The sequence below is a fragment of the Streptomyces sp. ID05-39B genome (assembly GCF_033794725.1).
GTDB lineage: Bacteria > Actinomycetota > Actinomycetes > Streptomycetales > Streptomycetaceae > Streptomyces > Streptomyces bobili.
In genome coordinates this window covers 1-9,936 of the sequence record NZ_JARGEF010000274.1, presented here as the reverse complement: position 1 = coordinate 9,936, position 9,936 = coordinate 1, and the positions used below count along the sequence as shown (strand labels likewise).

7 protein-coding genes and 2 pseudogenes are annotated in these 9,936 nt (G+C 69.9%); 7 read left to right on the top strand and 2 right to left on the bottom strand.

Annotation, left to right across the window (positions count from 1 at the left end):
- The first annotated feature begins 437 nt into the window (after positions 1-437).
- The 5 genes from P1P75_RS35635 to rarD all read left to right on the top strand — a co-directional run bounded on the left by P1P75_RS35635 (position 438) and on the right by rarD (position 6,604).
- Entirely contained in the window at positions 438-1,109 is a 672-nt protein-coding gene (locus P1P75_RS35635; RefSeq protein WP_319263307.1) for a response regulator transcription factor, read from the top strand.
- A 205-nt stretch (positions 1,110-1,314) separates the two neighbouring features.
- The gene (locus P1P75_RS35630) at positions 1,315-3,261 is read left to right on the top strand and encodes a 2-oxoacid:acceptor oxidoreductase subunit alpha (protein WP_319263303.1); all 1,947 of its coding nucleotides are present in this window, start codon (positions 1,315-1,317) and stop codon (positions 3,259-3,261) included.
- Positions 3,254-4,333 (top strand): 2-oxoacid:ferredoxin oxidoreductase subunit beta, encoded by a 1,080-nt coding sequence (locus P1P75_RS35625; RefSeq protein ID WP_319263302.1) that lies wholly within the window; start codon positions 3,254-3,256, stop codon positions 4,331-4,333. Before P1P75_RS35630 ends, P1P75_RS35625 begins: the two co-directional genes overlap by 8 nt.
- Positions 4,334-4,526: 193 nt before the next feature.
- On the top strand, positions 4,527-5,381 hold the full coding sequence (locus P1P75_RS35620; protein ID WP_319263300.1) for an SDR family oxidoreductase: 855 nt from the start codon (positions 4,527-4,529) through the stop codon (positions 5,379-5,381).
- Positions 5,382-5,566: 185 nt separating this feature from the next.
- The gene (gene rarD / locus P1P75_RS35615) at positions 5,567-6,604 is read left to right on the top strand and encodes an EamA family transporter RarD (protein ID WP_319263298.1); all 1,038 of its coding nucleotides are present in this window, start codon (positions 5,567-5,569) and stop codon (positions 6,602-6,604) included.
- Positions 6,605-6,695: 91 nt separating this feature from the next.
- Here the strand turns inward: rarD and P1P75_RS35610 are convergent, their stop codons facing one another.
- Positions 6,696-7,271: a CGNR zinc finger domain-containing protein gene (locus tag P1P75_RS35610; protein WP_319263305.1), complete on the bottom strand. Its 576-nt coding sequence runs from the start codon at positions 7,269-7,271 to the stop codon at positions 6,696-6,698.
- A 171-nt stretch (positions 7,272-7,442) separates the two neighbouring features.
- On the opposite strand from P1P75_RS35610, the pseudogene P1P75_RS35605 reads away from it, so the two are divergent.
- Together P1P75_RS35605 and P1P75_RS35600 are read left to right on the top strand one after the other, a co-directional pair.
- A pseudogene (locus tag P1P75_RS35605) lies at positions 7,443-7,916 on the top strand (VOC family protein); the annotation flags it as partial.
- A gap of 308 nt (positions 7,917-8,224) precedes the next feature.
- A complete protein-coding gene (locus P1P75_RS35600) occupies positions 8,225-9,178 on the top strand; it encodes a M28 family metallopeptidase (protein ID WP_319263296.1) in 954 nt (317 codons plus the stop codon).
- 146 nt (positions 9,179-9,324) lie between these two features.
- Here P1P75_RS35600 and P1P75_RS35595 read toward each other — a convergent pair.
- A pseudogene (locus P1P75_RS35595) lies at positions 9,325-9,936 on the bottom strand (tetratricopeptide repeat protein); the annotation flags it as partial.

The window sequence follows — 9,936 nt, the reverse complement described above, 5'->3', positions numbered from 1 at the left end:
ACGTTTTTTATTTTCTCGGTTGCTTCATGTTTGTTAACAGGCCAGGTCCCGTTCCGTCCCATCTCCTCCGTCCCGTCCCGTGCCGTTCCATCCGGATCCGTCCCGTCCCGTTCCCAAGGGCTCCACCCCTTCGACCCCGCCAAGGGCTCTGCCCCGAACCCCGGCGGGGAATGCCCCTGAACGAGGGCGGGCACTCCGCGTCGGGCTTCACGTCGGGCTCCGCCGCGGCGCATGCCGGCGGGTCCAGAGGTAGCCCCGTCGGACTCCCGCCGATGACCGGTCGACCCCCTCCCAACCACCCCTCCCAAATCCGGAACCACCGCCTCCCGTCAGGCGTTTCCCGGCCTCAGTCCGCTGTTGTCCGGGCGCGGGCGCGGGGTTGCTGGGATGCTGGGAGCTGTTGTGTGGATGGACGAGTGGCTGGGGGGCCGGCGAGCGTGGAGGTCAGGGTGCGGGTGGTCATTGCCGAGGATTCGGTGCTGTTGCGGGAGGGGCTGACGCGGTTGTTGACGGACCGGGGGCTCGAGGTGGTCGCCGGGGTCGGGGATGCCGAGGCGTTGGTGAAGACGATCACCGAGCTGGACGCGGAGGGCGCGCTGCCCGACGTGGTCGTGGCCGACGTGCGGATGCCCCCTACACATACCGATGAGGGAGTGCGGGCGGCCGTACGGCTGCGTAAGGCGCATCCGGGGCTCGGGGTGCTCGTGCTGTCGCAGTACGTGGAGGAGAGGTACGCCACCGAACTGCTGGCCGGTTCCAGCCGGGGCGTGGGGTATCTGCTCAAGGACCGGGTGGCCGAGGTACGGGAGTTCGTGGACGCGGTGGTGCGGGTGGCCGAGGGGGGCACCGCCCTCGATCCCGAGGTGGTCGCGCAGCTCCTCGGGCGCAGCCGCAAGCAGGATGTGCTGGCCGGGCTGACCCCACGGGAGCGGGAGGTGCTGGGGCTGATGGCCGAGGGGCGGACGAACTCGGCGATCGCGAAGCAGCTGGTGGTGAGCGACGGCGCGGTGGAGAAGCACGTCAGCAATATCTTCCTGAAGCTCGGCCTGTCCCCGAGCGACGGAGATCATCGTCGCGTTCTCGCGGTTCTCACCTATCTCAATTCATGACGACTATCAGGCATTCTCGTCGCGCCTTCTTGGACATACTGGGCAGTCGGAAATCATGGCAAGTCAGGGCGCCGGGCCGTCTCACGGCGGTGACCGTCATGTGAATGGCCGAGGGAAGGCGACCCTTACAGACGTAGGGTTGATCCAGGGAGGGCCTTCGGGAAGGCCTTCCCCCGGACAGCCGCCTCTAGGGAGGTCCAGTTCAGTGACCAGTCAGGTCAGCAGTCCAGCGGAACAGGCCGACGGAACCGACGGAACCGACGCAGCCGTCGTGGGAGAGCAGCGCAAACCGGGCGGGACGAAGGACGTACGCCGTCTCGACCGGGTGATCATCAGGTTCGCGGGGGACTCGGGTGACGGTATGCAGCTCACCGGTGACCGTTTCACCTCGGAGACGGCGTCGTTCGGCAACGACCTGTCGACCCTGCCGAACTTCCCCGCCGAGATCCGCGCGCCCGCCGGCACCCTCCCCGGCGTTTCCTCGTTCCAGTTGCACTTCGCCGACCACGACATCCTCACGCCGGGTGATGCGCCCAATGTGCTGGTCGCGATGAATCCGGCGGCACTGAAAGCCAACATCGGTGATGTGCCGCGTGGCGCGGAGATCATCGTCAACACCGACGAGTTCACCAAACGGGCGATGCAGAAGGTGGGGTACGCGGCCTCGCCGCTGGAGGACGGTTCCCTCGACGGTTATCAGATCCACCCGGTCCCGTTGACCACCCTGACCGTCGAGGCTCTCAAGGATTTCGACCTCACCCGCAAAGAGGCCGAGCGCAGCAAGAACATGTTCGCGCTCGGCCTCTTGTCGTGGATGTACCACCGGCCGACGGAGGGGACGGAGAAGTTCCTGAAGTCGAAGTTCGCGAAGAAGCCGGACATCGCCGCCGCGAACATCGCCGCTTTCCGGGCGGGCTGGAACTTCGGGGAGACGACCGAGGACTTCGCGGTCAGTTATGAGGTCGCCCCGGCGTCCAAGGCGTTCCCGGTCGGCACCTACCGGAACATCTCCGGGAACCTGGCGCTGTCGTACGGGCTGGTCACCGCCTCCCGGCAGGCGGACCTTCCGCTGTTCCTGGGCTCGTACCCGATCACGCCGGCCTCGGACATCCTGCACGAGCTGAGCAAGCACAAGAACTTCGGCGTACGCACCTTCCAGGCCGAGGACGAGATCGCGGGCATCGGCGCGGCGCTGGGGGCGGCGTTCGGCGGGTCGCTGGCGGTGACCACGACCTCCGGGCCCGGTGTGGCGCTGAAGTCGGAGACCATCGGGCTCGCCGTGTCCCTGGAGCTGCCGCTGCTGGTGATCGACATCCAGCGCGGCGGGCCGTCGACCGGTCTGCCGACGAAGACCGAGCAGGCGGATCTGCTCCAGGCGATGTTCGGGCGCAACGGCGAGGCCCCGGTGCCCATCGTGGCGCCCCGCACACCCGCCGACTGCTTCGACGCGGCTCTGGAGGCGGCCCGGATCGCCCTGGTGTACCGCACCCCGGTGATGCTGCTGTCCGACGGCTACCTCGCCAACGGATCCGAGCCCTGGCGCATCCCGGAACTGGACGAACTGCCTGATCTGACCGTGCAGTTCGCGCAGGGTCCCAACCACACCCTGGAGGACGGCTCCGAGGTGTTCTGGCCGTACAAGCGGGACCCGCGGACGCTGGCCCGGCCGTGGGCGGTGCCGGGGACGCCAGGTCTGGAGCACCGTATCGGCGGGATCGAGAAGCAGGACGGCACGGGCAACATCTCCTACGACCCGGCCAACCACGACTTCATGGTCCGCACCCGGCAGGCCAAGATCGACGGCATCGACGTGCCGGACGTCGAGGTCGACGACCCGCACGAGGCGAGGACCCTGGTCCTGGGCTGGGGTTCCACCTACGGGCCCATCACCGCGGCCGTACGGCGGCTGCGGGCGGCCGGGGAGCCGATCGCGCAGGCCCATCTGCGGCATCTGAACCCCTTCCCGAAGAATCTGGGCGCGGTCCTGAAGGCTTACGACAAGGTCGTGATCCCGGAGATGAACCTGGGCCAGCTCGCCACCTTGATCCGGGCGAGGTATCTGGTCGACGCGCACTCGTACAACCAGGTCAACGGCATGCCGTTCAAGGCGGAACAGCTCGCCTCGGCGCTCAAGGAGGCCATCGATGGCTGACACGTCCACGGAAGGCACGGGCACGATCGAGGCGCTTTCACTGGTCCCCAAGGCCGAGGGCCGCCAGTCCATGAAGGACTTCAAGTCCGATCAGGAAGTGCGCTGGTGCCCCGGCTGCGGTGACTACGCGATCCTGGCGGCCGTCCAGGGCTTCATGCCGGAGCTGGGGCTGGCGAGAGAGAACGTCGTCTTCGTCTCGGGCATCGGCTGCTCCTCGCGCTTCCCCTACTACATGAACACCTACGGGATGCATTCGATCCACGGGCGTGCCCCGGCGATCGCGACCGGGCTCGCCGCCGGCAGACGCGACCTGAGCGTGTGGGTGGTCACCGGGGACGGCGACGCGCTGTCCATCGGCGGCAACCACCTCATCCACGCCCTGCGGCGCAATGTGAATCTCAAGATCCTGCTGTTCAACAACCGCATCTACGGGCTGACCAAGGGGCAGTACTCGCCCACCTCCGAGGTCGGCAAGATCACCAAGTCGACGCCGATGGGCTCGCTGGACGCGCCCTTCAACCCGGTGTCGCTGGCCATCGGCGCGGAGGCGTCGTTCGTGGCACGCACGATCGACTCCGACCGCAAGCATCTGACGGAGGTGCTGCGTCAGGCCGCCGCCCATCCGGGCACGGCGCTGGTGGAGATCTACCAGAACTGCAACATCTTCAACGACGGAGCCTTCGAGGCGCTCAAGGACCGGCAGTCGGCCGAGGAGGCGGTGATCCGGCTGGAGCACGGACAGCCGATCCGGTTCGGCGGCGACCGGTCCAGGGGCGTCGTGCGGAACCGGGTGACCGGCGATCTGGAGGTGGTGACGGTGAGCGCGGAGAACGAGTCCGAGATCCTGGTCCACGACGCGCACTCCGCCTCGCCGACCACCGCCTTCGCACTGTCCCGGCTGGCCGACCCTGACACCCTGCACCACACCCCCATCGGCGTCCTGCGCTCCGTCGAGCGTCCGGTGTACGACACCCAGATGAGCGACCAGCTCGACGAGGCGATCGAGCGGCACGGCAAGGGGGATCTGGCGTCGCTGCTGGCCGGCGGGGACACCTGGACGGTCGTCGGCTGAGCGACCAGTCGCTTGCGTCCGCCTCGCGCAGAGGCCCGGAACCGCGGAGGTTCCGGGCCTCTGCGTTTGTGCAGGCCCCTCGTTCCGATCCACTTACCTGAACGCCAGTACCTTACTTCAAAGTGGGTACTTTCCAAGAGTTAGCGCATGCCTTAGGGTTAGTTGCAGACCGCACCCCAAGGAGTTCTGAACCATGAGCATTGTCGTCACCGGAGCCACCGGACACCTCGGCCGTCACGTCGTGGAGCAGTTGCTGGAGAAGGTCCCCGCGGAGGGGATCACGGCCGTCGTGCGCGACAAGGCCAAGGCCGCGCACCTCGCCGAGCGCGGCGTGAAGCTCGCGGTCGCCGACTACAACACCCCCGAGACGTTCGACGGCCTGTTCGCCGCCGGTGACAAGGTGCTTCTCATCTCGGGCAGCGAGGTCGACAAGGGCCGCCCGGCCCAGCACCAGGTCGTCATCGACGCCGCGAAGGCGGCCGGCGTCGCACTGCTGGCGTACACCAGCGCGCCCGGCACCCTGAGCGCCGCGCTGGCCGACGATCACCGCGCCACCGAGAAGGCACTGCTCGCCTCCGGGCTGCCCTACTCCCTGCTGCGCAACGGCTGGTACCACGAGAACTACACCGAGAACCTCGCCCCGGTGCTGGAGCACAACGCCGTCGTCGCCGCCGCCGGTGAGGGCCGCGTCTCCTCCGCCGCCCGCGCGGACTACGCCGCCGCCGCGGTCGCCGTACTGACCGGCGAGGGGCACGAGAACACGACGTACGAGCTGGGCGGCGACGAGGCGTGGAGCTTCGCGGAGTACGCGGCCGAGCTGAGTGGGCAGACCGGCAAGGAGATCGGCTACAGCCCCGTGCCCGCCGAGACCCTGATCGGCATCCTGACCGGCGCCGGGCTGCCCGAGCCGTTCGCCGCGATCCTGGCCGGCGTGGACACGTCGATCTCGAAGGGCGAGCTGGTCATCTCCACCGGTGACCTTTCCCGCCTGGCGGGGCGCCCGACCACCCCGCTGTCCGAGGCGATCGCCGCCGCCCTGAAGGACTGACCTCGCGCCTCCCACCCGAGGCTCGCCGTCCCGCCCGAGGGCCGCTACTCCCCCGTTCCGGGCCCCCGGGCCTCCCGACCCCCGCCTGTCACGACCGTATGGCGATACGGACATGACAGGCGGGGGTGTCCGGCGTTACCTTCGTCCACGCATGCCTGTCGTGAGGTCGTGAGAAGGAGGGGCCCGTGACCGGGACGTCCAAGGGTGGTGAGGGCCGGGTCGGCCTGCTGAACGGTTTCGCCGCCTATGGGATGTGGGGCCTCGTCCCCCTCTTCTGGCCGCTGCTCAAGCCCGCCGGCGCGGCCGAGATCCTGGCCCACCGCATGGTGTGGTCCCTCGCCTTCGTCGCCGCCGCGCTGATCGTCGTACGGCGCTGGAAGTGGGCCGGTGAGCTGCTGCGCCAGCCGCGCAGGCTCGCGCTCGTCACGGTCGCGGCCGCCGTCATCACGGTGAACTGGGGCGTCTACATCTGGGCCGTGAACAGCGGCCATGTCGTCGAAGCGTCGCTGGGCTACTTCATCAACCCGCTGGTCACCATCGCCATGGGCGTCCTGCTGCTGAAGGAGCGGCTGCGGCCCGTGCAGTGGGTGGCGGTCGGCGTCGGCCTCGCCGCCGTTCTCGTGCTGACCATCGGGTACGGCCGCCCGCCGTGGATCTCCCTCTGCCTCGCCTTCTCCTTCGCCACCTACGGGCTGGTGAAGAAGAAGGTCAACCTCGGCGGGGTCGAGTCGCTGGCCGCCGAGACGGCGATCCAGTTCCTGCCCGCGCTCGGCTATCTGCTGTGGCTGGCCGGCCACGGCGGTTCCACCTTCACCGATGAGGGCCTCGGGCACTCGGCTCTCCTCGCCTCCACCGGCATCGTCACCGCGCTTCCGCTGGTCTGCTTCGGCGCGGCGGCGATCCGGGTGCCGCTGTCCACGCTGGGCCTGTTGCAGTACATGGCGCCTGTGTTCCAGTTCCTCCTCGGCGTCCTCTACTTCGGCGAGGCCATGCCGCCCGAGCGCTGGGCCGGCTTCGCGCTGGTCTGGCTGGCGCTGGTGCTGCTCACCGGGGACGCGTGGCGCTCCTCGGTCCGTACGGCGCGTACGGCACGGTCGGCCAGGACCGCACTGGCGCTCGCCGCCGAGACCGGGACGCCCGGCACCGCCGGTCCCGCACCGAAGCCCGAGAGCGTGCCGTCCTCTGTCGAGGCGCCGGGCGTCTCCCCCCTTGCCAAGCCGTAACGACGGTCACCGTGAGGCTCCGCGCGGGTGACTGGCTTTCCGTGGGGCGCCTGGCGGGTGACTAGCGCTCCGTGAGCCTGCGAGCGGGTGGCTAGCTCTCCGTGAGGCGCCCGCGTGCCCGGTGCGCGCGTACCTTCTCGCGGTTGCCGCAGTGTTCCATCGCGCACCAGCGGCGGCGGCCGGGGCGGGAGGTGTCGACGAACAGCAGGCGGCAGTCGTGCGCGCCGCACTCGCGGACCCGGTGCGCGTGCGGGCCGCTGAAGAGGTCGATCGCGTCGCGGGCGACGGTCGAGAGCAGATGGGTGCCGGTGGCGCCGGGCGACCAGGCACGGGTTCCGTCCGGGGTGAGCCGGGAGACGAGCGGGGGCTCGGCCGCGGCCTCGTTGAGGGCGTCGAGGTGCTCCGGCCGCAGGGGGCGGCCGTGCGCCCGGTCGGCGGTGAGGAGGAAGAGGGCGTCCCGGACCTCCCGTACCCGGCGCACCTCCCTTTCGGACACGGCGACTTCCAGCCCTTCGGGCAGGCGGCTGCGGGCTGCCCAGGCAACAAGGTCGGCGGGTTCGTGCAGCACCTCGTAGCGGGCGAGGGCGCCGGGTCCGCCGGTGGGCAGCAGCTCCAGGCAGAGGGCGCCCGGGTCGAAGCGGTAGGGCGTGCCGTCGTGCGAGACCAGCGTCAGGCCAGGGGGCCGACCGGGTGACGACGGCCGGCCGGTCGGCGATGCCTGTGACACAGGCGATCCCGGCGATGCGGACGATGTCGACGATGTGGCCGCACCCGGTGTTTTCGGGTGTTCCGGCGTTTCCGTTGCCCGCGCGCTCATGTAACCAATATAACTGGTTACATGAGCGAGACACCCTCAACGGAACCCACGCCCGTCCACTGGAAACTCGTCGTCGACTCCCTCGACCCGCACACAGAGGCGGACTTCTGGGCCGCCGCGCTGCACTACACGGTCGAGGACAACAGCGCGCTCATCGAGCGGCTGCTGGGACTCGGCGCACTGCCCGGCGCGGCCACCCTGGAGCACCACGGCCGCCCGGCCTTCCGGGACCTGATCGCCGTACGGCATCCCGCGGACCCCTTCGACGCGGAGAGCGGCACCGGGCTGGGGCGGCGGCTGCTGTTCCAGCGGGTGCCGGAGCACAAGACGGTCAAAAACCGGCTCCACCTCGACCTGCACCCCGGTGCGGGGCGGCGGGAGGGGGAGGTCGAGCGGCTCACCGCGCTCGGCGCGAGCGTGCTGGCGGAGGTGAAGGAACCGTCCGGGGCGTGGGTGGTGATGGCGGACCCGGAGGGGAACGAGTTCTGCGTGCACAGAGCCGGGCAGCGGCGGAAACAGGCGCGGAAACAGAGCTGGAAACAGAACCGGAAGCAGGGCTGGAAACAGGGCTGGAAACAGGCCCGGAAACAGAGCTGGAAACAGGGGTCGGGGCGGCCGGGTGAAGGCGGGTCCAAACGTTCACGGCCGCCGGGCGGCGAGCGGCTCCGTCATGTGAACTCCTTGTCCAGATAGCACTCTTGACGGAGAGTTGGCCACAGCTTCACCATCCAGGCACCCCATTCACTGTGGGTTCCCTGTGGCCAACCCACCGGGGATCCCTCTGGAACTCGGAGCCCCCCACCATGAAGCTCTCCGTTTCCGGGCGGGCCACGGCGACCGCCGTCGTCGCCGCCGCCACGCTGCTCGCCACCGGATCCATAGCCGGCGCGGCACCCGCCCCCGAGCCCGCCACGATCACCGCGGCGCCCGACATCCCGGTGACCGCCGTCAAGGCACACCTGACCCAGCTCCAGTCCATCGCCACCGCCAACGGCGGCAACCGGGCCCACGGCCGCACCGGCTACCGGGCCTCCCTGGACTATGTGAAGGCCAAGCTGGACGCCGCCGGATTCACCACCAGGATCCAGCAGTTCACCGCGTCCGGCCGGGTCGGCTACAACCTGATCGCCGACTGGCCCGGCGGCGACACCAACCAGGTCGTCATGGCCGGTTCGCACCTCGACAGCGTCAGCTCCGGCGCCGGGATCAACGACAACGGGACCGGCTCGGCGGCCGTACTGGAGGCCGCCCTCACCGTCGCCCGTACCGGCTACCAGCCCACCAAGCATCTGAGATTCGCCTGGTGGGGCGCCGAGGAACTCGGCCTGGTCGGCTCCCGCTACTACGTCAACAGCCTGTCCTCCGCGAACCGCGCCAGGATCAGCGGGTACCTCAACTTCGACATGATCGGCTCGCCGAACCCCGGCTACTTCGTCTACGACGACGACCCGGCCATCGAGACGACCTTCAAGGACTACTTCGCGGGCATCGGCGTCGCCACCGAGATCGAGACCGAGGGCGACGGCCGCTCCGACCACGCGCCCTTCAAGAGCGCGGGCGTCCCGGTCGGCGGCCTGTTCACCGGGGCGAGCCGCGCGAAGACGGCGGCGCAGGTGACCAAGTGGGGCGGTACGGCCGGCCAGGCCTTCGACCGCTGCTACCACTCCTCCTGCGACACCACCGCCAACGTCAACGACACCGCCCTCAACCGCAACGCGGACGCGCTCGCGCACGCGGTGTGGACGTTGTCGCAGTAGGTCTGCGGCCCAGGGCCCGCGCACTGCCGCCGCGGGCCCATGCGCTGTCGCCGCGGGCGCACCCGCTTTCCCTGCGGGCCCGCCGGTTATCCCTGCAGTCCGCCCGCGTTCCCTGCAGTCCGCCCGCGTTCCCTGCGGTCCGCCGGCTATCCCTGCGGGCCCGCGCCCGAGTCGCGGGCCCGTCGGGCCAGCCGGGTCATCCGGGACGTGGCCGACTCCAGTTCCTCGGCGTCCTCGGCGGCGGGTCCGCCCTCCGTGACCAACTCGGTCCACAGGGTGAGGAGTTCGGTGCCAAGGTTGAGGCCCTGGAAGGGGTCCCGCACGGCCCGCCAGGCCGTCGCCGCGCTCTGTACGTTGCCGTACGAGGCCTCCGCGTCCCGGTTGCCGTGGTGGATACGGGCCAGGTCGAGCGAGAGGTGGAAGGAGCGGACCGGGTCACCGGCCAAGTAGGCGATGTACGCGGCGAGTTCACGCAGCCGGAGCACCTCGGGGTACTCCGGTCCCAGCGTCGCCGACGCCTCGGTCACCGTCCGCTCCGCGAGCGCCGCGGCCGTGTCCGTGCGACCCGCCCGCACCGCCTCGTTGATTCGCGCCATCGGCTCACCGAGCAGCGCGGGCGCCCCGTCGACCCCGGGAAGCGAGCGCGGATCGTCCCCGAGCACGGCCTCCGCCACGGCGTCGAAGCCTCGGGCGGGGGTCGGCTTGGTGTCCGGTTCGGTGTCGAATCCCAGGGCCGCGTCGGGGCCGAGAAGGGGGAG